This is a genomic window from Candidatus Sodalis endolongispinus, from assembly GCF_018777395.1.
Taxonomy (GTDB): Bacteria; Pseudomonadota; Gammaproteobacteria; order Enterobacterales; family Enterobacteriaceae; genus Sodalis_B; species Sodalis_B endolongispinus.
This window is the reverse complement of sequence record NZ_JAFJYC010000001.1, coordinates 2267870-2290320: the sequence shown is the minus strand read 5'-3', so window position 1 is coordinate 2290320 and position 22451 is coordinate 2267870. Positions and strand designations below refer to the sequence as shown.

Sequence of the window (22451 nt, the reverse complement as noted above, 5' to 3'; positions counted from 1 at the left end):
AAAAACGGGGGATAAAATCCCCCGCCTGGACGCTGTAACCCGGCGCGCACGCCGCTCCACACCCCCGTTACTCGCCGGAGGCCTGCTGCGCTTCGTGCTTGCCGTAGATAAGTAACGGCTCCGACTGGCCGGCGATGACCGCTTCGTCGATCACCACTTTTTCCACGCTATCCTGGGAAGGCAGTTCGTACATGGTTTCCAGCAGCGCGCCCTCTACGATAGAGCGCAGGCCGCGGGCGCCGGTTTTGCGCGCCATGGCTTTTTTGGCGATCGCGGTAAGCGCTTCATCGCGGAATTCCAGCTCGACGCCTTCGAGATTGAATAACGCCTGATACTGCTTGGTCAGCGCGTTCTTCGGCTCGCGCAGGATTTGAATAAGCGCGTCTTCGCTGAGTTCATTCAACGTCGCCACCACCGGCAACCGGCCGATAAATTCGGGGATAAGACCGAATTTGATCAGATCTTCCGGTTCCACCTGGGCCAGCAGTTCGCTCTCGGTCACTTTCTCCGAGCTGCCTTTGACGGTGGCGCTAAAGCCAATGCCGCGGTTGGTTTCGGTGCGCTGCTCAATCACTTTATCCAGGCCGGCGAAGGCGCCGCCACAGATAAACAGGATTTTCGAGGTGTCCACCTGCAAGAACTCCTGCTGTGGATGTTTGCGCCCGCCCTGGGGCGGCACTGCGGATACGGTCCCTTCTATCAGTTTCAACAGCGCCTGCTGTACCCCTTCACCGGAGACGTCGCGGGTAATGGAGGGGTTATCCGATTTGCGGGAGATTTTGTCGATCTCATCGATATAGACGATGCCGCGCTGGGCTTTTTGCACATCGTAATCACATTTTTGCAGGAGCTTCTGGATGATGTTTTCCACATCCTCACCCACGTACCCGGCTTCCGTCAGGGTAGTGGCGTCGGCCATGGTGAAAGGCACATCCAGGAAACGGGCCAGCGTTTCCGCCAGCAGAGTCTTGCCGCTGCCGGTAGGGCCAATCAACAAGATGTTGCTTTTGCCGAGTTCGATGCCGTTATTGGTATCGCCATTGCGCAGGCGCTTGTAGTGGTTATAGACCGCCACCGCGAGCACTTTTTTGGCTTTTTCCTGACCGATGACATAATCTTCCAGGTGGTGCCGGATTTCATGGGGCGCCGGCAGCGCGCTACGTTCACGATGCGGGCCGACTTCTTTTATCTCTTCGCGGATAATGTCGTTGCATAAATCGACACATTCATCGCAGATATACACCGACGGCCCGGCGATAAGTTTCCGCACCTCATGCTGGCTTTTACCGCAGAAAGAGCAATACAGCAGCTTTCCTGAACCGTCTTTGCGCTTATCTGTCATCAGTAAACCTCTTTCTTTCGTCTTAGTACCGCAGGCCAATCAGGGCGGCAACGCGACGGCTGAGCTCAAAACCGGTCGCCGGAAGCGCTGATGCTTCCGCACGACGCACTACATTAACTATAGTCTATCGGATTCCGCCTTTAAGCAATTACGTACGCTGGCTCAATACGGAATCCACTAATCCATAATCTACCGCCTCAGGGGCGGAGAGGAAACGGTCGCGTTCGGTATCCCGCTCTATTGCTTCAAGAGGCTGACCCGTGTGTTTTGCCATCAATTCATTCATCCGCGCCTTGACCTTCAGGATTTCCCGGGCGTGAATTTCAATATCGGTCGCCTGACCTTGGAAACCGCCCAGCGGCTGGTGGATCATCACCCGCGAATTGGGCAGGCAAAAGCGTTTGCCCTTGGCACCGGCCGCCAGCAGAAATGCCCCCATGGAGGCGGCTCGCCCCATGCAGAACGTGCTGACATCGGGTTTAATGAACTGCATGGTGTCATAAATCGACATCCCGGCGGTAATCACCCCGCCTGGCGAGTTGATGTACAGGTAGATGTCTTTTTCCGGATTTTCCGCTTCCAAAAACATCATCTGCGCCACGATCAAATTCGCCATGTGATCTTCGACCTGACCGGTCATGAAGATAATCCGTTCTTTTAACAGGCGCGAAAAAATATCGTATGAACGCTCTCCGCGTGAAGTCTGTTCCACCACCATCGGCACCAGGGCCATATGAGGTGCAAAGTTATCTTGTTTGCCACTGTATGACATTATCGTCTCCTAGAAATAAAGCGTTCGGCGCCTGGGTTTCCGATTTTACGTGAGATGCGGCGTCATCGCCATGTCCTAAGAAGTCGCCGGTCCGCTGAACGGTTTTTCAGCCCGCATTCCGTCCGCGCGGCTTTCTCTCCCTTCCTTCTCTAGTTGGGGGAGCGCGGCCCCCTTTTCAAGGGCGCAGCAGCACTATTTCAGCACCGGGCGTTAGCGGGTATTCCCGCGGCGCACCCTCTTTTTAACACTGCTTACCCGTTAAATATAGCGCTATTTATCACCGGCAATAGTATGAAAAGCCTATACAAACAAAAAGCCTGCCACCGCAGGATGACAGGCTTTAAGCATGACGGATTAGCCTTGCGACCGCGCGCGATCCGACGACGACGGTTAGGCCGCGCTCGGCTGGTTCATCAACTCGTTGAAGCCGGTTTCTTTTTCCGTCACGCGGGCGTTGGCGAGCAGCGCTTCGACCGCCTGTTCTTCCAGCGCTACGTTACGCATGTTGTCCATCAGCTCTTTATTCTTGCCGTAGAACTCGACGACTTCTTTCGGATCTTCATAGGCGGAGGCCATTTCCTCAATCAGCGCGCTGACGCGGGCTTCATCCGCTTTCAGTTCGTGTTTGCGGATGACTTCACCCAACAGCAGACCGACCTTGACGCGGCGTTTCGCCTGCTCTTCAAACAGTTCACGCGGTAATTCCAGCGCCTGTTTCTCGTTGCCGCCAAAACGCTGTGCCGCCTGACGTTTCAGCACGTCGATTTCACCGTCGACCAGCGCCGCGGGAACGTGGATGTCGTTCGCGTTAAGCAGACCGTCGATGACCTGCGTTTTCACGCGGTTGCGCACGGCGTTTTCCAGCTCACGCTCCATATTTTTACGTACTTCAGCGCGCAAACCTTCCAGGGAACCGTCAGCAACGCCGAAACGTTTAATAAAGGCTTCATCCAATGTCGGCGGTTCGCGCTGCTCGACTTTCTTCAGCTCAACGGCGAAGTTGGCGGCCTTTCCTTTCAGATTTTCCGCATGGTAGTCTTCCGGGAAAATGACGCTGATGTCGAAGCTTTCGCCGGCTTTATGACCGATGACGCCTTCTTCAAACCCGGGGATCATGCGGCCCTGGCCCATGGCCAGCACAAAATCGGTGGCTTTGCCGCCGTCAAACGCTTCGCCGTCAATGGTACCGGTGAAGTCGACGGTCACGCGGTCTTCGGCGCCGGCGGCATCAGTGGTTTCTTTCCAGTCGGCCTGCTGCTTTTGCAGCGTGTCCAGCATGGTGTCGACGTCGGCGTCGTTAACTTCTACCCGCGGTTTTTCGACTTCGATGGTGTCCAGACTTGTCAGTTCCACTTCCGGGTACACTTCAAATTCCACCGCAAAGCTAAAATCTTCACCGGTCTTGTATTCGCCCGGGACATAATTCGGCGCGCCCACCGGATTGATTTTTTCCTGGATAATGGCGTCGACAAAGTTACGCTGCATCAGGTCGCCCAGCACGTCCTGACGGACGGAGGCGCCATAGCGCGGCGCAACGATATTCATGGGAACTTTCCCTTTGCGAAAACCGTCAATGCGGACTTTTTTGGCGACGTTCACCAATTCGCTTTTCACCGCTTGCTCAATCGTGTCGGCGGCAACGGTAATGTTTACGCGGCGCCCCAGGCCTTCAGTGGTCTCAACAGAAACTTGCATCTCGTTACCTCAAAAAATCACAGTGCTCAGTCAACGCCAGAAACCGTTTTCAAAGAAGCGGTCATCCAGGTCCACTAACGTGAAAATGGCCTCTTAGGATCCGGGTGGTCTGAGGGTTCAAAACCTGTAGCCCGTTGTCGTCAGAAGCATCCCGAATACCTTCCGGAAATATAAGACGCGGCATTATAGCGGGATAGGGTTTATGAGTCGAGGACAGCGCGCAAATTGCGCGCTGTGGGGGCGGGAACGTGGTCAATAAAAACGGCCGGCGGGCTATTTCCCCGCCCTTACGGCGCGTTTGCCCTTGGCCAGTACGGCTCAGGCCGTCAGGCCGGCACCCCGGCAAGGGGGTGAGTCCGGCACTGTGTCCTGCAGCCCTTCCCACTCTTTAACGGTGTAGGTATGCAGCGCCAAGGCATGAACCGGCCCCGCCAGTTCATCCGCCAGAACGCCGTAAATCGCGCGGTGGCGGCTAAGGATACGTTCGCCGTTGAACCGATCGCTGACCAATACCACCTTGAAATGACTCTCAGAGCCCGCCGGGACATTATGGCGGTAGCTTTCATCCACGACGTCCAAATACAGCGGAGTAAACTCTGCCCTGATTTTTGTTTCTATTTGCTCGCGAATCATCATCTCTTCTCCTCAACGCCAGGCAGAGCGCTTTGCTCCGTCAGTTAAAATTTTAGCTGATTATTATTTAACGCCCAGCCTTTAGGCGACAAATTTCGCGCTTGTCGCGCTTTGTCGTCTCGCGCTCGGGCCGCGTGGGGCCGTTGCGCGCTTATGGCTGCTCAGGGCCCGACGGCGTTCGGCGCGCGCGGCGCGACAAAACGTTCGGTAACGTAAATTAGCGCGATTTGGGGCTTTCTCCTCCCGTTGGCGATGCTATGATGAGGCCATTTTCACCTTCCCTATCCTGATGAATGAGAAAGCTTATATGCTAAAAAAATACCTGATGCCGTTTGTGGCTATCCTGCTGCTCTCCGGCTGCGCCGCCAGCACCAATACGCTGGACATTTCCCCGAAAATCCAGCTACCGCAGCAGGATCCGTCGCTGATGGGCGTCACCGTCAGCGTTAACGGCGCCGACCAGCGGCCGGATCAGGCGTTGGCCAAGGTCAACCGCGACGGCCAGCTGGTGAACTTGACGCCGTCGCGCGATCTGCGTTTCCTGCTGCAGGAAGTGCTGGAGAAGCAGATGACCGCCCGCGGTTACATGATTGGTCCGAACGGCGCCGTGGATTTGCAGATCGTGGTCAATAAACTTTACGCCGACGTTACCGAAGGCAATGTGCGCTATAACATCACCACCCGCGCGGATATCTCTATCATCGCCCAGGCGAAAAACGGCAACAAGCAAGTGAAGAGCTACCAGTCGGTGTACAATGTGCAAGGTGCTTTCAGCGCCACCAATGACAAGATCACCAACGCCGTAGACAGCGTGCTGGCGGATGTTATTAACGATATGGCCAACGACAGCAGCGTCAACAGTTTCATCAAACAAAACGCACGTTAAGCTTCCCCGTCCACCCGCCTGCCCGCAGCGCCGGGCAGGTTAACCCGAAAACCGTTTATGACCATGACCTCCATTCGTCTTGCTACCCTGACACAGCGCCGTTCTCTTGTTTTGCTGTGCCTAGGCTTTGCCTCCGTCTTACCGCTGGCGCTTACCTCGGGGACATTGCAGGCTTGGATGACGGTGGCCGGGCTGGATCTAAAGACCATCGGTTTCTTCTCGCTGGTCTGGCAGGCGTACGTCTTCAAATTCCTCTGGTCGCCGGTAATGGATCGCTACAGCCCACCGCTGATGGGACGCCGGCGCGGTTGGTTGGTGATTTGCCAATTACTGCTCATCGCGGGTCTACTGGCGATGGGCACCCTGGATCCGGTGCGCAATCTAGCCTGGTTGGCGGCGATGGCGGTATGGGTGGCGTTTTGTTCCGTTTCGCAGGATATCGTGTTCGACGCCTACAAGACCGATCTGCTGCCGGCGCAGGAGCGCGGCACCGGCGCCGCGGTTTCGGTGCTGGGCTATCGGCTGGCCATGCTGGTGTCCGGCGGTCTGGCGCTATGGCTGGCGGACCGCTGGCTCGGCTGGCAGGCCACCTATTGGCTGATGGCCGCCCTTATGCTGCTGGGCCTGGTCAGCACCCTGCTGGCGCCGGAGCCGGACCAGGCGATACCCAAGCCGGCCAGCCTGGAGCAGGCGGTAATGGCGCCGCTGCGCGATTTCTTCGGCCGGGATAACGCCTGGCTTGTCTTGATGCTGATTGTGCTTTATAAGCTCGGCGATGCCTTCGCCCTCAGTCTAAGTACCACCTTCCTTATCCGCGTCGTGGGCTTTGACGCCGGTCAGGTCGGGATGATCAACAAAAACCTGGGGCTGCTGGCAACCCTGGTCGGCACGCTGGCGGGCGGGCTACTGATGCAGCGGTTGTCGCTGTTTCGCGCCTTTTTGCTGTTCGGGCTGCTGCAGGCGGTCTCCAACGCCGGCTATTGGGCGCTGGCGGTGACCGATAAACACCTGTGGTCGATGGCCGCGGCGGTCTTCGTCGAGAACCTGTGCGGCGGCATGGGCACCGCGGCGTTCGTCGCTCTGCTGATGACGCTGTGCAACAAATCTTATTCCGCCACCCAGTTCGCGCTGTTGTCGGCGCTGGCCGCCGTCGGCCGGGTTTATGTCGGCCCCCTTGCGGGCTGGTTTGTCGAATCGCACGGCTGGTCATGGTTTTATCTCTTCTCCGTCGCCATCTCGTTTCCCGGTCTGGGCCTTCTCATGCTGTGCCGCACCACCTTAACCGTCACCCAGCAGACCGGCGATTTCCTGCGCCGCGGCCATTTTAGCGCCGGTTATCGGCTGTCGCAGCGCCTGCTGGCGGCCGGGGGGGCGTTGTGGGCCGGTGCGCTGGTGCTGGTCAAAGCCACAGGCTGGGTCACTACCGGCACAATGATGAATTTATGTTGGGAAATAGGTGCCCTCCTGCTCACGGTGAGTATACTCATGGGATGCACCCTCGATTATCGCGCCATGAAACGATCCCGCTAGCCGGTTCACGGTGATGCGTCATCAATGCGACGGGGCAACGCGGCGAGGAATAAAATCTAGCGACGGCGTTCAGGTTTTCGCTTATTACAATTCTGGCTAAAGGTCATTTTTTTATTTATGTCTCAGGAGTGACAGTTTATCGCCTCTACTATTTTACAGGGTTCCTATTTACGTATTTGTATTTTCTTTGTCAAATAATGATATTTATTTGTTAACACGATGATACAGATTACACGCCGTTATTCTTTCCGTTAACGGAATCTGGGTGTTTCGGCGGTTAATTCTCTAAGCCTTTGTCGATATTCATATTTTGTCATCATTCCCAACAGGTGTGACACGCTTGGCAGAACGCAGAAACATGTTTCTGACATAAGCTTAAGCGTGTTTACAGTACTGCAACCTTCCCGTAAAATGCCCACACAAGAAACGACATTAGAGCACATTTTATTGAGGTCGTTAGATGAGACTCAGGAAATACAATAAGTATTTAGGGATGTTGTCGCTGTTTAGCGTCGCCGCGTTAGTTAGCGGCTGCAGCGACATGGTGTTAATGAATCCCAAGGGACAGATTGGACTTGAGCAACGTTCATTAATACTGACCGCCCTCGGGCTGATGTTGATTGTCGTGATACCCGCTGTCGTCATGGCATTCGTCTTTGCCATCAAATACCGCGCGTCAAATACCAAGGCGACGTACAGCCCCAACTGGTCCCACTCCAGCAAGGTGGAACTGGTGGTGTGGACGGTACCCATCCTTATCATCATCTTCCTGGCCACCCTGACCTGGAAGTCGACCCATGCGCTGGATCCGAGCAAACCCATTGCCTCGGAGGCCAAACCTGTCACCATTCAAGTTGTCGCTATGGATTGGAAATGGCTGTTCATTTACCCCGAGCAGGGCATCGCTACGGTAAACGAAATCGCTTTCCCTGCCAACGTACCGGTGAAGTTTAAGATTACCTCCAATTCGGTGATGAACTCCTTCTTTATTCCCCAGTTGGGCGGCCAGATTTATGCCATGGCCGGTATGAACGCCACCCTGCATCTTATCGCCAACGAGCCGGGCAGCTATAAAGGCATTTCAGCGAATTTCAGCGGTCGGTGGTTTTCCGGTATGAAATTCACCGCCGTCGCCACGCCGGATGAGGCTGGTTTAGACCAGTGGGTTCAGAAGGTCAAGGCATCACCGGAAACCCTTGGCACTATGGAGGCTTACGAGCAGCTGGCGGCGCCGAGCGAATATCATCCGGTGGAGTACTTCTCAAGCGTTAAACCCAGTCTGTACCAGGATGTGATCGGCAAATTCATGGGCAAGGGGACGAGTATTGCCACCACCCAGAACGAAGGGATGGACATGAACATGGGTGAACACTCTCACGCGGGTACCGAGGAATAATAACGATGTTCGGAAAATTAACGTTTGATTCGGTTCCGTACCATGAACCGATCATTATTATAACCGTCGCCGCCATCATTGTGATTGGTCTGGGGCTGGTGGCCGCCATTACCTATTTTGGCAAGTGGCAATATCTTTGGCATGAGTGGTTCACCTCGGTAGACCATAAGAAAATCGGCATCATGTACATGATCGTGGCGTTTGTCATGCTGCTGCGCGGCTTTGCCGACGCCATCATGATGCGTTCACAGCAGGCGCTAGCCTCGGCGGGCAAAGCGGGTTTTCTGCCACCGCATCACTATGATCAGGTGGTCACCGCCCACGGCGTTATCATGATAATCTTTATGGCGACGCCGTTCGTGGTCGGCCTGATGAACCTGGCGGTGCCGCTGCAAATCGGCGCCCGTGACGTCGCTTTCCCTTTCCTGAACTCCCTGAGTTTCTGGTTCTTTGTCGTGGGCGTTATCTTGATAAACGTCTCCCTCGGCGTGGGTGAATTCGCCCAAACCGGCTGGGTGGCCTATCCGCCGCTGGCGGGCAAGGAGTACAGTCCCGGCGTCGGGGTCGATTACTGGATCTGGAGTATACAGATAGCCGGTATCGGGACCACCCTGACCGGCGTAAACTTCTTCGCCACCATTTTGCGGATCCGCGCGCCCGGCATGCCGATGATGAAAATGCCGGTCTTCACCTGTGCCGCGCTGTGCACCAACGTGCTGATTATCGCCGCATTCCCTATTTTGACCGTAACCATCGTGCTGCTGACCCTGGATCGCTATCTGGGCACCCATTTCTTCACCAATGATATGGGTGGCAATATGATGATGTATGTCAACCTGTTCTGGGCCTGGGGCCATCCCGAGGTGTACATCCTGGTGCTGCCGGTGTTCGGCGTATTTTCGGAGGTGGTCGCCACCTTCTCGAAAAAACGCTTGTTCGGCTATACCTCGCTGGTGTGGGCGACCATTGCCATTACCGTGCTGTCGTTCTGCGTCTGGCTGCATCACTTCTTCACCATGGGGTCCGGCGCCAACGTTAACGCCTTCTTCGGCATTATGACCATGATCATCGCCATCCCGACCGGGGTGAAAATCTTCAATTGGCTGTTTACCATTTATCAGGGCCGCGTGGTGCTTAACTCCGCGATGCTGTGGACCGTAGGCTTTGTCATCACCTTCTCAATCGGCGGCATGACCGGCGTGCTGCTGGCGGTGCCCGGCGCCGACTTTGTGCTGCACAATAGCCTGTTTCTGATTGCCCACTTCCATAACGTCATTATCGGCGGCGTGGTGTTCGGCTGCTTCGCCGGTATGACCTACTGGTTCCCGAAAGCGTTCGGCTATACCCTGAACGAAACCTGGGGCAAGCGCGCCTTCTGGTTCTGGATTATCGGCTTCTATGTCGCCTTTATGCCGCTGTACGCGCTGGGCTTCATGGGGATGACCCGCCGTCTGAGCCAGCAGATCGACCCCGTGTTCCATCCGCTGCTGATGGTGGCCGCCGCCGGCGCCGCGCTTATCGCGCTGGGTATCCTTCCTTTGCCAGGTCATCCAGATTGTAGTCAGCGTGCGCGATCGGGAACAGAACCGCGACCTCACCGGCGACCCGTGGGGAGGCCGCACCCTAGAGTGGGCGACCTCCTCTCCCCCGCCGTTCTATAACTTTGCCATCGTGCCGGAAGTGAACAATCAGCGTGATGTGTTCTGGGAAATGAAGGAACAAGGGTCCGCCTATCAGAAACCGCTGGCGTATGAACCGATTCATATGCCGAAAAACACCGGTGCCGGCGTAGTGATTGCCGCCTTTAGCCTGGTGTTCGGTTTTGCGCTGATCTGGCATATCTGGTGGCTGGCGATCATCTGGTTTGCCGGCATGATCGTGACCTGGATAGCCCACAGCTTCAATGAAGACGTGGATTATTATGTGCCGGTAGAGGAAGTCGAACGTATCGAGAACCGGCATTTTGACCAAATCAGTGAAGCGGGCGAGAAGAATGTCAACTAAGATCCTATCCAATCATGAAGCCGCCCATGCCGAGCATGGGCACCACGATGCGGGAGCCACCAAAGTATTCGGTTTCTGGATCTACCTGATGAGCGACTGTATTCTGTTCGCCACCTATGCCGTGCTGAGCAATAGCGTGGCGGGCGGACCGACGGGCAAGGACATTTTCGAGCTGCCGTTTGTGCTGGTCGAAACCTTCTTCTTGCTGTTCAGTAGTATCACCTACGGCACGGCGATCATGGCCATGTACCGCGGTGACAAGAGCCGGGTCAACGTCTGACTGGGCCTGACTTTCCTGTTTGGCCTCGGCTTTATCTGCATGGAACTTTACGAATTCCATCATTTGATTGCCGAAGGCTATGGGCCGGATCGCAGCGCCTTCCTGTCCGGCTTCTTCACGCTGGTGGGTACCCATGGTTTGCACGTCACCTCCGGCCTTATCTGGATTCTGGTGATGATGGTTCAGGTCTCCCGTCGCGGTCTGACCCCGGTCAACCAAACCCGCCTGCAGTGCCTGAGCCTGTTCTGGCACTTCCTGGACGTGGTGTGGATTTGCGTCTTTACCATGGTGTATTTGATGGGAGCACTTTAATGAGTCATGCATCCGCAGGGCATACTGGCGCCATCCACGGCAGCCATAAGTCTTATTTGATTGGTTTTATTCTCTCCATCATCCTGACGGTAATCCCGTTCGGCATGGTGATGCAGGGCTCCGCCAGCGAAAGCACGCTGATTTCGGTGCTGGTGATTTGCGCAGTCGTACAGATTGTGGTTCATCTGGTGTACTTCCTGCACCTTAGTACGTCCTCCGAGCAGCAGTGGAATCTGATAGCCTTTGTGTTTGCGGTGATGATCATCGCCATCCTGGTGGTCGGATCCTTGTGGATTATGTGGTACCTCAATCACAACTTGATGGGCCACTAACAGAGCGCAACGGTAATGATTAAGCAATACCTGCAAGTAACAAAACCAGGAATTATTTTCGGTAATCTAATTTCTGTCATCGGTGGCTTCTTGCTGGCCGCAAAGGGCCAGATTGATTATGCCCTGTTTCTCGCCACGCTGGTCGGTGTGTCGCTGGTGGTCGCCTCGGGTTGTGTGTTTAACAACTATATCGATCGCGATATCGACCGGAAAATGGAAAGGACCAAAAACAGGGTCCTGGTGAAAGGATTAATTTCTCCGAAAGTCAGTCTGGTTTACGCTACGGTGCTGGGTATTGCCGGTTTTGCGCTGTTGTATCTGGCGGCCAATCCGCTGGCCATGTGGCTGGCGGTGATGGGCTTTGTCGTCTACGTCGGCGTATACAGCCTGTATATGAAGCGCAAATCCGTCTACGGTACACTTATCGGCAGTTTGACCGGCGCCGCACCGCCGGTCATTGGTTACTGCGCCGTCAGCGATCGGTTCGACACCGGCGCGCTAATTTTGCTGCTGATTTTCAGTCTGTGGCAAATGCCGCATTCCTATGCCATTGCCATTTTCCGCTTCAAGGACTATCAGGCAGCGTCGATTCCGGTCTTGCCGGTCAAACGCGGTATATCGGTGACGAAACACCACATCACCCTGTATATCATCGGCTTCATGGTGGCCACGCTGATGCTGACGCTGAGCGGTTATGCCGGATACAAATACCTGATTGTCGCCGCCTCGGTGAGTGTCTGGTGGCTGGGCATGGCGCTGCAGGGCTATAAATCGGCCAATGATGATAAAGTGTGGGCGCGCAAGCTGTTCATTTTCTCGATTGTGGCCATCACCTCATTGAGCGTAATGATGTCGGTAGATTTCATGGTGCCCTCCGCCACCAGCCTGCTCACCTACCTCGGTTAACCTCCCGCGGTTGCCCGTTGCGGCAGGGCGCAGGCCCTGCCCTCTTCCTCCCGTTTCCACTCCATTAGCCGCCAGGGCAATAGACACTTGTCCGGTACCGTGCCGGCTCACCTGCCGGGCATGCGGTGGCGTTAACATCTGTTAAATATCATTCGATTCCCCGTCATGCGTTATGGCATTACAATAACCCGGTAAGATTTTTCGAGGTAGTGATGAACGACACTAAAATGACCGGCATGGAGCTGCGCGCCACCTGGGGTCTGGGTACGGTATTTTCTTTGCGCATGCTGGGCATGTTCATGGTATTGCCGGTGCTGACCACCTATGGCATGGCGTTGCAGGGCGCCAGCGAAGCCCTCATCGGCCTCGCCATCGGCATCTACTGGCTGGCGCAGGCGGTATTTCAAATCCCCTTCGGACTAGTATCCGACCGCGTCGGCCGCAAGCCGCTTATCGTCGGCGGTTTGCTGATCTTTGCCCTCGGCAGCGCCATCGCCGCGCTGACCGACAGCATATGGGGCGTTATCCTCGGCCGCGCGCTGCAGGGATCGGGCGCCATTGCCGCCGCAGTGATGGCACTGCTGTCGGATCTGACCCGCGAGCAGAACCGCACCAAAGCGATGGCGTTTATCGGCGTCAGTTTTGGCGTGACCTTTGCCATCGCCATGGTGATCGGCCCCATCATGACCCATGCTATCGGTCTTAGCGGCCTGTTTTGTGGCATCACCGCGCTGTCGCGGGCCGGGGTCGCGCTCACCCTGTTAGTGGTGCCCACCGCCGGCGCCCATACGCTTAATCGAGAATCTGGCATCGTGCGCGGTAGTTTTGGCAAAGTCCTGGCCAATCCGCAGTTGCTGAAACTCAACGTGGGGATTTTTTGCCTGCATGTCATGTTGATGTCGAGTTTCGTCGCCCTGCCGCCCATGATGTCCCGTGCCGGCTTTGTGCCCGGTGACCAGTGGAAAGTGTATCTGGTCACCATGCTGGTTTCATTCGCTGCGGTGGTGCCGGCCATCATTTACGCTGAAGTCAAACGCCGCATGAAGCGCGTGTTCTTGGGCTGCGTGACGCTGCTGCTGTTTGCCGAGCTGGTATTGTTCGCGGCGGGCGGCCATCTCTGGGTCATGTTCGCCGGCATTCAACTGTTCTTTTTGGCGTTCAACGTCATGGAAGCCCTGCTGCCGTCTCTGATTAGCAAAGAGTCGCCGGCCGGCTATAAAGGCACCGCGATGGGTGTTTACTCCACCAGCCAGTTTCTTGGCGTGGCGTTCGGCGGCACGCTCGGCGGTTTTCTGTTTCAACTCCAGGGCGCCTGGCTGGTGTTTCTGGCGGGAGCAGCGATAGCGCTGGCGTGGTGGCTGGTGAGCGTGACGCTGCGCGAGCCGCCCTACGTAAGCAGTTTGCGCATTGCCCTGCCCGACCGCATGGCGGCCGATAGTCAATTGGTTCAGCGTCTCCAGGCACAGCCGGGCGTCACCGAGGTGGTGGTGGTGCCCGAGGAGCGCAGCGCCTATGTCAAGGTGGATACCAAACAGACCAATCGCGCGGCATTGGAGAAAACGGTGGCGGCCTGAGGGCACCGCGGCCACCCCGACCAATCCCGCTCTCGTCATTCACCCGACCATCATCGCCACGACGGCGGCCATCGCCAGGCGCCGGCGCGTGAAAACGCACGGCATACCCTGACGACGTCATGGCGGGATAAGCAGACTGCTATCTGTTTATCGCGCCGGCGCGTGAAAACACGTGGCGTTGAAGGGGTCACGGGCCGAGCGTCCTGACGGCGCCGGCTAGAGCACGGCGCGGCCGTAACGGGGTTAATCGCGGAAGTTGGTGAATTGGAAAGGCTGCCCCAGTTCCGCGCCTTTTACCAGCGCAATCACCTGTTGCAGATCGTCGCGGGCCTTACCGGTGACGCGAACATGCTCACCTTTGATCTGCGCCTGCACCTTCAGCTTGCTGTCTTTAATCAGTTTAACGATTTTCTTCGCCAGGCCGGTCTCGATCCCCTGCTTGAGCTTGGCGTCGACGCTGTAGGTTTTCCCGCTGTGCTCCAGTTCATCCGGTAATTCCAGAGCGCCGCCCTCAATGCCGCGTTTGGATAATTTTTCGCGCAGGATTTCAATCAACTGTTTGACCTGAAAATCTGATTCGCTGGCGGCCTTGATCGACTGATTTTTTTCATTTAACTCAAAGCTGGCCGGGACGTTGCGAAAGTCCCAGCGGGTGGTCAATTCGCGATTGGCATTCTCCACCGCATTACGAACTTCTTGCATATCAATTTCTGACACGATATCAAATGAGGGCATACTGTGGCTACGGCAAGGCAAAATTTGCCCATATCATACCCGCTAGGGCAAAGAGATAAAAGACGGATACCCGCTGCACGTTACGCGCTGGCGTGCATGGCATCCTACCGTACAGCAGAAAAGTATATACTTATGACTCCAAGGTGATGCGCGGGCCGGAGCCCTATCATCTCGCTACAAGGTAAGGAAAATGAAAATTACCGTTCTGGGTTGTGGCGCACTGGGGCAGCTGTGGCTGGCGGCGCTGAGCCGTCAGGGACATCACATTCATGGGTGGCTGCGAGTGCCACAATCGGTCTGCACCGTGGATGTCATCGGCCCACAAGGGCAGGAAAGCCGATTGCAATTGCCCGCCAATAACGCCGAGCACCTGGCCGCAAGCGACCTGTTGCTGGTGACGCTAAAAGCCTGGCTGGTGTCCGGGGCGGTACGGGCGCTGTTGCCGCAACTGCGCGCCGACTGCGTCATCCTGTCGCTGCATAACGGCCTCGGCACGCGTGAGGAATTGCCTGTGTTGATCCAGCCGCTAATTATGGGAACCACCACCCATGCCGCCCACCGTGAAGAGGGCAAAATCCACCATGTCTTTGCCGGCACGACGCGCATCGGTCCCGGCAATAGTCAGGCGCAGCAAGCCAGCGCGATGGCGGAAGTGTTGCACCATGCGATGCCAGAAGTCGCCTGGCATAACAACATCGCCGCCTCCAGTTGGGTCAAACTTGCCGCTAACTGTGTCATAAACCCCCTCACCGCCGTCTACGATTGTCGAAATGGCGAGCTGGAACGCTATCCGGCCGAAATCGAAGCCATTTGCCGCGAAGTGGCGATGGTGATGGATCGCGAGGGTTATCATACCCATTATGAAAGCCTGCTGTTCTATGTCGGCCAGGTGATCCGCAGCACCGCAGATAATGTCTCCTCTATGCTGCAGGATATGCGCGCCCAGCGGCATTCGGAGATTGATTATATTACCGGCCATGTGCTGCGACGCGCCCGGGCGCACGGGTTAAACGTGCCGGAGAATCAGCGGCTGTTTGATTTGGTGAAACGCCAAGAGGAAAGCTATGGACAAATCGATTCTTCTCTGTCTGGCCGATGGTAGCGAAGAAACCGAAGCCGTCACCACCATTGATGTATTGGTACGCGGCGGTATTCAGGTACGCGCGGCCAGCGTCAACGACGATGGCGGACTAACTATCGTCGGTTCGCGCGGCGTACGGCTGCTGGCCGACGCACCGCTGGCGGCGCTGGCGGAGGAGCCGTTTGACGCTATTGTGTTGCCCGGCGGTGTGCAGGGCGCCGAGTGCTTCCAGCGCAGTCCGTTGCTGGTAGAGTGCGTGCGTCGAATGCATCTCAACGGCAAGTTGGTGGCGGCTATCTGCGCTGCGCCGGCCTTGGTATTACAACACCATCAGCTTTTCAGCCAGGCAAAGATGACCGGATTTCCGGCGCTAAAAGACCGTATTCCCGCCGATCGCTGGCTGAACAAGCGGGTGGTGTATGATGCGCGTCACAGACTCCTCACCAGTCAGAGCCCGGGGACAGCCATGGACTTCGCCTTGAATATTATTGCGTTACTGTGCGGCCGGCCGCGCGCGGCCGAGGTGGCGGCGCAATTAGTGCTGCCCCAGGGCATAGATACTTTTCAAGATTAGCGGCGCCTCAGGCAAGCGGACCGGCGGACGCAGGACAGGATCCGCCGCTGGCGCGGGCAGCGTTGACGCTGGCACCCCACCCGCCGACAAATTAAGGGCGGTAAACCTTCACGTTTTGAAAGCCCTGCTCGCGCAAATAGAGCGCTTGCAAACGGCTCATCACCCCGCGGTCACAGTACAGCAAGTAGGACTTACTCTGATCCAGCTCACCGAAATGACTGCCTAACTTGTAAAACGGCAGCGCCTGCACCGCCACATTAACCAGCGCCAGCGGGCAACCTTCCTGCTCATCCTGCGAACGGATATCCAATACGATATCGTCGCTGCCCAATTCGGCGGTGGTTTCCACCTCAGCGACAGGCGCGTTCGCCTCTTCGGCGACCAGCTCGCGGATATCCAGCACCTGTGCCTGCGCCACCGCCATATCCAGCACGGTAAAATCAAACTGCCCTTCTTCGTGCTCAATGCGGCTTTTCACCGCCCGCACGGTGGGGCTCTTGGAAATCACTCCGCAGTATTCTGGCATGGTTTTGGCGTATTCTTCCGTGCCGATCTGGCGCGCCAGCGCGATGATATGCTCTTTGTCATGAGAAATGAGCGGACGCAGAATAAGCGTATCTGACACGTTGTCAATCAAACGTAAATTCGTCAGCGTCTGGCTGGACACCTGCCCCAGCACCTCACCGGTGACCAGCGCCTGAACACCGTAGCGCTCCGCAATGGCCGAGGCTGCACGCATCATCATGCGTTTCAATACCACGCCCATCTGGCCGTCATCCACCTTGGTCAAAATTTCGTTGACCACCGGCGCAAAATCGAGGGACACAAAGCGGACTTTATGCGACTGACCAAAGCGGTGCCATAAATGGTATGCCACCTGGCGGACGACGATTTCATGCGCCGCACCGCCAAGATTGAAAAAGCAATAATTGACCCGGCAACCGCGTCGCATCAGAATATAGCTGGAGACGCCGGAGTCGAAGCCGCCGGAGATAAGCGACAGCACATCTTCCTGGGTGCCGATGGGGAAACCGCCAAGCCCTTCGAGGCGCTCGGTAATCGACAACAGCCGATCGTTGTCGATTTCCAGCAGGACCGTTTCATCGGGGCGGGTCAGTTTAACCCGGGTGTTTTCTACATTCTGGTTCAAACCGCCGCCGACGTAGCGCTCCACGTCCTGAGAGGTGAAATCGTGCGTGCCGCGGCGCTTGACCCGCACGCAAAAGCTTTTGCCCACCAGACGATCGCGATACATCGCCAGCGTTTGCAGATAAATATCATGCATATCCTGCCAGGGACGCTCTTCCACCGCCAGAATGTGGTGGATCCCGGGAATGCGGGTCAACGCGTCGACTACCAGCGGACGGTGTTGTTCATCGCCGGCGCGGACCTCTATATGATCCCAATGACGCACCACCCGCCACCGACTCATCACAATGTTTGAGAATATTGCTGGTAAGTATTTTTATAAAGCGCAACCGCACGGATTGACTTTTTATCGTGATTTATCCCCCTGAAACACCAGACAGTAGCTGTATCTCCAGATAAGAGATAGGCTTGAATATATGTCTAACACTAACGCCAATTTTGATATGACCGGGATCCTGTTAGGTCAAGAAGTCCGTAAACGTAAAACTCCTCAGGAAAAAATGGCCATTATTCAGCAGAGGATGGAGCCCGGCATGAATGTCTCCCATCTCGCACGACTGCACGGTATCCAGCCCAGCCTGCTGTTTAAGTGGAAAAAGCAATATCAGGAAGGCAGCCTCACTGCCGGGGAGGACGTTGTTCCTGCCTCTGAGCTTGCAGCTGCATTGAAGCAGGTCCGGGAGCTCCAGCGCCTTCTGGGTAAGAAGACGATGGAGGTTGAGATCCTAAAAGAAGCCGTGGAGTACGGCCAGTCACGAAAATGGATAGCGCACGCGCCCTTGTTGCCAAAGGCCGGGGAATAGCACAGGTCAGCCGCGCCATGAGCGTGTCGCGTGCGCCGCTGTCACTGCGGATTAAGCGTTCTGCCGACTGGCAGGACAGGCGCTGTAACCGGCGTAATGACGAAGCAGACGCTGAAATACTGTCGGACATCCTCGACATCATCAGCGATATGCCCAGCTACGGCTATCGGCGGGTGTGGGGCATCCTGCGTAAACAACGTCGCGCAGAGGGACTGACGCCGGTAAATGCGAAACGACTTTACAGGATCATGTGTGAGCATAACCTGCTGTTATTACATTGAAAACCAGAGCGGCCGAGGCGTGAGCATAAGGGCAGGATCGCGGTGGCAGAAAGCGATATTCGCTGGTGTTCAGATGGCTTCGAGTTCGGCTGCGACAACGGTGAAAAACTGCGGGTCACCTTCGCACTGGACTGCTGCGACAGAGAGGCCATAGACTGGGCTGCGAGCACTGGAGGCTACGACAGTTCGACCGTGCAGGATGTGATGCTGAGGTCGGTAGAAAAGCGCTTCGGCGACAGGTTACCCGATACAGCGGTGCAGTGGTTGACGGACAACGGTTCAGCGTATACCGCGCATGAAACGCAGAGGTTCGCCAGAGAACTGGATCTGGAGCCCTGCACAACAGCGGTGAGCAGCCCGCAGAGAAATGGCATGGCCGAACGGTTCGTGAAGACGATGAAGGAAGACTATATCGAGTTCATGCCAAAACCGGATGCGAGAACAGCCCTGCGAAACCTTGCAGCAGCTTTCACGCATTACAATGAAAACCATCCGCACAGCGCGCTGGGATATCACTCTCCGAGAGAATACCGGCGGCAGCGGGCTTCGTTAACTTAAGATACAAAAGCTGTACGGAGATGGCGGGGCAAGATCAGATTGACTTTTTATCGTGATTTCCGGAAACAGTTTGATGATAAACTTCATGGTGATAGTCGTTATTTGATCATCAAAGAGTAACGCGCCGCAACACGTTATATAATGGGACACTGGCCCACGTTAGCCCTGGCGTTGGCCTGTCGGCGCGGAGTATACCACTTTATGCCGCGGGATTAAGGCGCAATTTGCTTATCACCGCACTCTGGGCTAACGTGGGCCGCCGTTCGCGCCTTCGCTATCTACCGGTAGGATACAGACCATGCCAAAAAAAGCAGAACAACCCGCCAGTTTTGAGACTGCGCTAAAAGAACTGGAGCAGATAGTCACCCGCCTCGAATCCGGCGAACTGCCGCTGGAGCAAGCGCTGACTGAATTCGAGCAGGGTGTGCAGCTGGCGCGACAGGGGCAAAAAACCCTGCAACAGGCGGAACAGCGGGTGCAAATTCTGTTAAACGACACGCCAGACGCCCCGCTCGCCCCCTTTGCGCCGGAAAACGATGCGCTATGACTGATTTCGCGAGCGCGCTTGAAAACAGCCGCCAACAAGTAGACGCGGCGCTGGAGCGGTATCTCCGCGCCCTCGCCAACCAGCAGGCGCCGCTTATCCAGGCCATGCGCCACGGCGCTTTGCTGGGGGGCAAACGGCTGCGCCCGTTTTTGGTTTATCAGACCGGCCGCCTGTTCGGGCTCACCGCCGCAAGCCTTGACGCGCCGGCCGCCGCAATTGAGTGTATCCATGCCTATTCGCTGATTCATGACGATCTGCCGGCAATGGATAACGATGCGCTGCGCCGCGGTTTGCCAACCTGCCACGTCAAATTTGGCGAAACGACCGCCATTCTGGCCGGCGATGCGCTGCAGACACTGGCCTTCAGCATATTGGCCGACGCGGAGATGCCGGACGTGTCGCTACAGGATCGGCTACAAATGATCTCGGCGTTGGCCGCCGCCAGCGGCGCCGACGGCATGTGTCTTGGACAGGCGCTGGATTTGGCCGCCGAGGGGCAGCAGGTCTCCACCACGCGGCTTGAGACGATTCACCGGCACAAGACCGGCGCGCTTATTCGCGCGTCGGTGCGAATGGGCGTGCTGGCGGCCGGGGAGCGTGGCGGTCCGGCGCTGGATTATCTGGATCGTTTCGCCGCCGCCATCGGCCTGGCTTTCCAGGTACAGGACGACATTCTTGATGTCGTGGGCGACAGCCAGACCACCGGTAAACGCCAGGGAGCGGATCAGGCATTGGGTAAAAGCACCTATCCTGCCCTGCTGGGGCTGGACATGGCGCGGGACAAGGCTCAGGATCTGTATCAGGAATCCCTGGCGTCTTTAGAATGTGTCGCAGCCCTCGGTTATGATACCGCCACGCTGGTGGCGCTGGCGCGCTATATTATTGAACGTGACAAATAAGTGATGCGGTTTTTTACACCTCAGATATGAGTACCCCATGAGCCTTGATATCAAGAAGTATCCGACGCTGGTCCTGGCCGACAATCCCATGGAACTGCGTCAGTTGCCCAAAGAGAGTTTGGTGGCGCTGTGCGACGAGCTGCGGCAATTTTTGCTCGACAGCGTAAGCCGCTCAAGCGGCCATTTCGCTTCGGGGCTGGGCACGGTGGAACTGACGGTGGCGCTGCATTATGTGTACAACACGCCGTTCGACCAGTTGATTTGGGATGTCGGCCATCAGGCCTATCCCCATAAAATCCTGACCGGGCGACGGGACCGCATCGCCACCATTCGCCAGCGTAACGGCCTGCATCCGTTTCCCTGGCGTGGCGAAAGCGAATACGATCAGCTGTCGGTAGGCCACTCATCCACTTCCATCAGCGCCGGCCTCGGTATGGCTGTGGCGGCGGAGCATGAGGGATTGGGCCGCCGCACGGTTTGTGTTATTGGCGATGGTGCCATCACCGCCGGCATGGCCTTCGAGGCGATGAATCACGCCGGCGATATCAAATCCGATTTGCTGGTGGTGTTGAACGACAATGAAATGTCCATTTCGGAAAATGTCGGGGCGCTGAATAATCATTTGGCGCAGATCCTGTCCGGCAAGCTCTACTCCACCCTGCGCGAAGGCGGCAAGAAGGTGCTGTCCGGTATTCCGCCGATTAAAGAGCTGGTGAAGCGCACCGAAGAGCATATCAAAGGCATGGTGGTGCCGGGCACGCTGTTCGAGGAGCTGGGGTTTAACTATATCGGCCCGGTGGACGGCCATGATGTCCAGGGACTGGTGCAGACGCTGAAAAATATGCGGGCCAAAAAGGGGCCACAGCTGCTGCATATCATGACCAAAAAAGGCCGTGGCTATGCGCCGGCGGAGAAAGACCCCATCAGTTGGCATGCGGTGCCAAAATTCGATCCGCATATCGGAACCCTGCCGAAAAGCGGCGGCTGCTGCCCCTCTTACTCGGCCATTTTCGGCGATTGGCTGTGCGCCACCGCCGCAGAGGATGACAAATTGATGGCGATTACGCCCGCCATGCGCGAAGGCTCCGGCATGGTGGCGTTTTCGCGTCAATATCCGCGCCAGTATTTTGATGTGGCCATCGCCGAGCAACATGCGGTTACCTTTGCCGCCGGCCTGGCCATCGGCGGTTATCGCCCCGTGGTGGCCATTTACTCTACCTTTTTGCAGCGCGCCTACGATCAGGTGATCCATGACGTGGCTATTCAAAATTTGCCGGTGCTGTTTGCCATCGATCGCGGCGGCGTGGTCGGCGCCGACGGTCAGACTCATCAAGGCGCGTTTGATCTCTCTTACCTGCGCTGTATTCCCAATATGGTCATCATGACGCCGAGCGATGAAAACGAGTGCCGGCTGATGCTACATACGGGCTATCACTATCAGGCAGGGCCAAGCGCGGTGCGTTACCCACGCGGTAACGGCACCGGCACCCCGCTCAGCGAACTGCATGAGCTGACGGTAGGTAAAGGAGTAGTGCGCCGTCAGGGCGCCGGCGTGGCGATTCTCAATTTCGGTACCTTGCTGCCCCAAGCCGAACACGCGGCGCACGCGCTTAACGCGACCCTGGTGGATATGCGCTTCGTTAAACCTCTCGACGGCGAGCTGATAAGCGAGCTGGCCGCCCGTCATCAGGCGCTGGTGACGGTCGAGGAGAATGCCATCATGGGCGGCGCCGGCAGCGGCGTAAACGAGTATGTGATGCATCAGCGGCTGCAGGTGCCGGTATTGAATATTGGTCTGCCGGACCATTTTATTCCGCAAGGCAGCCAGGAGGAAATCCGCGCGGACCTGGGCCTCGACGGCGCCGGGATCCAGCGGCAAATCGAGGAATGGCTGGCTTAAACCCGCGGCACAGGCCCGTTGACCGATGTTTACTTCAGCGGCGCTCTTGCACCTGCGTACAGCCACGTTTACCTCAGCGTCGTATTCCCAACTGCCCACAGCCAGATTTGATACACCTCGGTTCTGCCCTGCGTTACCCAGGTAGACGCCGTAACGGCATTTAGTTACTTTTGTGCTATTTGTGCCATCAATCGCGTAAAGCCATATTCGGTGGCCCGCGCCACCGGCTTCGACGCCTATACTTATTATTTCCCTTCACGGC

The 22451-nt window shown here is 56.7% G+C and carries 16 protein-coding genes and 4 pseudogenes; 14 read left to right on the top strand and 6 right to left on the bottom strand.

Features of this window, described 5'->3' with window-relative positions; all coding sequences use genetic code 11:
- Positions 1-67 precede the first annotated feature (67 nt).
- The 4 genes from clpX to bolA all read right to left on the bottom strand — a co-directional run bounded on the left by clpX (position 68) and on the right by bolA (position 4445).
- Entirely contained in the window at positions 68-1342 is a 1275-nt protein-coding gene (gene clpX, locus JZM24_RS11055) for an ATP-dependent protease ATP-binding subunit ClpX (protein ID WP_215669667.1), read from the bottom strand.
- A 148-nt stretch (positions 1343-1490) separates the two neighbouring features.
- Positions 1491-2114 carry an ATP-dependent Clp endopeptidase proteolytic subunit ClpP gene (gene clpP, locus JZM24_RS11050; protein WP_215669666.1) on the bottom strand — a complete coding sequence of 208 codons (624 nt, stop codon included), beginning with the start codon at positions 2112-2114 and terminating at the stop codon, positions 1491-1493.
- A gap of 390 nt (positions 2115-2504) precedes the next feature.
- Complete coding sequence (tig, locus tag JZM24_RS11045; protein WP_215669665.1) at positions 2505-3809, bottom strand: trigger factor; 1305 nt, start codon at positions 3807-3809, stop codon at positions 2505-2507.
- 318 nt (positions 3810-4127) lie between these two features.
- Positions 4128-4445, bottom strand: a complete 318-nt coding sequence (gene bolA / locus JZM24_RS11040; protein ID WP_125933142.1) for a transcriptional regulator BolA — start codon at positions 4443-4445, stop codon at positions 4128-4130.
- A 304-nt stretch (positions 4446-4749) separates the two neighbouring features.
- Here bolA and JZM24_RS11035 point away from each other — a divergent pair, with 304 nt between their 5' ends.
- From JZM24_RS11035 to JZM24_RS11000, 8 genes and pseudogenes are all read left to right on the top strand, one after another.
- Positions 4750-5328 (top strand): lipoprotein, encoded by a 579-nt coding sequence (locus tag JZM24_RS11035; protein ID WP_215669664.1) that lies wholly within the window; start codon positions 4750-4752, stop codon positions 5326-5328.
- Between the two features lie 63 nt (positions 5329-5391).
- A complete protein-coding gene (gene ampG, locus JZM24_RS11030) occupies positions 5392-6858 on the top strand; it encodes a muropeptide MFS transporter AmpG (protein WP_215670123.1) in 1467 nt (488 codons plus the stop codon).
- Between the two features lie 460 nt (positions 6859-7318).
- Entirely contained in the window at positions 7319-8254 is a 936-nt protein-coding gene (cyoA, locus tag JZM24_RS11025) for a cytochrome o ubiquinol oxidase subunit II (protein WP_215669663.1), read from the top strand.
- Positions 8255-8259: 5 nt separating this feature from the next.
- Positions 8260-10258 (top strand): annotated as a pseudogene (gene cyoB / locus JZM24_RS11020) (cytochrome o ubiquinol oxidase subunit I).
- Positions 10248-10850: pseudogene (locus JZM24_RS11015) on the top strand (cytochrome o ubiquinol oxidase subunit III). Before cyoB ends, JZM24_RS11015 begins: the two co-directional pseudogenes overlap by 11 nt.
- Positions 10850-11182 (top strand): cytochrome o ubiquinol oxidase subunit IV, encoded by a 333-nt coding sequence (locus JZM24_RS11010; protein WP_215669662.1) that lies wholly within the window; start codon positions 10850-10852, stop codon positions 11180-11182. Before JZM24_RS11015 ends, JZM24_RS11010 begins: the two are co-directional and overlap by 1 nt.
- A gap of 15 nt (positions 11183-11197) precedes the next feature.
- On the top strand, positions 11198-12088 hold the full coding sequence (cyoE, locus tag JZM24_RS11005) for a heme o synthase (RefSeq protein WP_215669661.1): 891 nt from the start codon (positions 11198-11200) through the stop codon (positions 12086-12088).
- A gap of 212 nt (positions 12089-12300) precedes the next feature.
- Entirely contained in the window at positions 12301-13662 is a 1362-nt protein-coding gene (locus tag JZM24_RS11000; RefSeq protein WP_215669660.1) for an MFS transporter, read from the top strand.
- A gap of 243 nt (positions 13663-13905) precedes the next feature.
- Here JZM24_RS11000 and JZM24_RS10995 read toward each other — a convergent pair whose 3' ends face one another.
- A complete protein-coding gene (locus JZM24_RS10995; protein WP_215669659.1) occupies positions 13906-14397 on the bottom strand; it encodes a YajQ family cyclic di-GMP-binding protein in 492 nt (163 codons plus the stop codon).
- Positions 14398-14587: 190 nt separating this feature from the next.
- Between JZM24_RS10995 and panE the strand changes: the two genes are divergently transcribed.
- Both panE and yajL read left to right on the top strand, forming a co-directional pair.
- Positions 14588-15499, top strand: a complete 912-nt coding sequence (gene panE / locus JZM24_RS10990; RefSeq protein WP_215669658.1) for a 2-dehydropantoate 2-reductase — start codon at positions 14588-14590, stop codon at positions 15497-15499.
- Positions 15462-16052 carry a protein deglycase YajL gene (gene yajL / locus JZM24_RS10985; protein ID WP_215669657.1) on the top strand — a complete coding sequence of 197 codons (591 nt, stop codon included), beginning with the start codon at positions 15462-15464 and terminating at the stop codon, positions 16050-16052. Before panE ends, yajL begins: the two co-directional genes overlap by 38 nt.
- A gap of 91 nt (positions 16053-16143) precedes the next feature.
- Here the strand turns inward: yajL and thiI are convergent.
- A pseudogene (thiI, locus tag JZM24_RS10980) lies at positions 16144-17557 on the bottom strand (tRNA uracil 4-sulfurtransferase ThiI).
- An 87-nt stretch (positions 17558-17644) separates the two neighbouring features.
- Here thiI and JZM24_RS10975 point away from each other — a divergent pair.
- From JZM24_RS10975 to dxs, 4 genes and pseudogenes are all read left to right on the top strand, one after another.
- A pseudogene (locus tag JZM24_RS10975) lies at positions 17645-18843 on the top strand (IS3 family transposase).
- Positions 18844-19141: 298 nt separating this feature from the next.
- A complete protein-coding gene (gene xseB / locus JZM24_RS10970; RefSeq protein ID WP_215669656.1) occupies positions 19142-19390 on the top strand; it encodes an exodeoxyribonuclease VII small subunit in 249 nt (82 codons plus the stop codon).
- A complete protein-coding gene (gene ispA, locus JZM24_RS10965; RefSeq protein ID WP_215669655.1) occupies positions 19387-20289 on the top strand; it encodes a (2E,6E)-farnesyl diphosphate synthase in 903 nt (300 codons plus the stop codon). The genes xseB and ispA overlap by 4 nt, the downstream gene beginning before the upstream one ends.
- Before the next feature lie 37 nt (positions 20290-20326).
- Entirely contained in the window at positions 20327-22189 is a 1863-nt protein-coding gene (gene dxs / locus JZM24_RS10960; protein WP_215669654.1) for a 1-deoxy-D-xylulose-5-phosphate synthase, read from the top strand.
- The last annotated feature ends 262 nt before the right edge of the window (positions 22190-22451 follow it).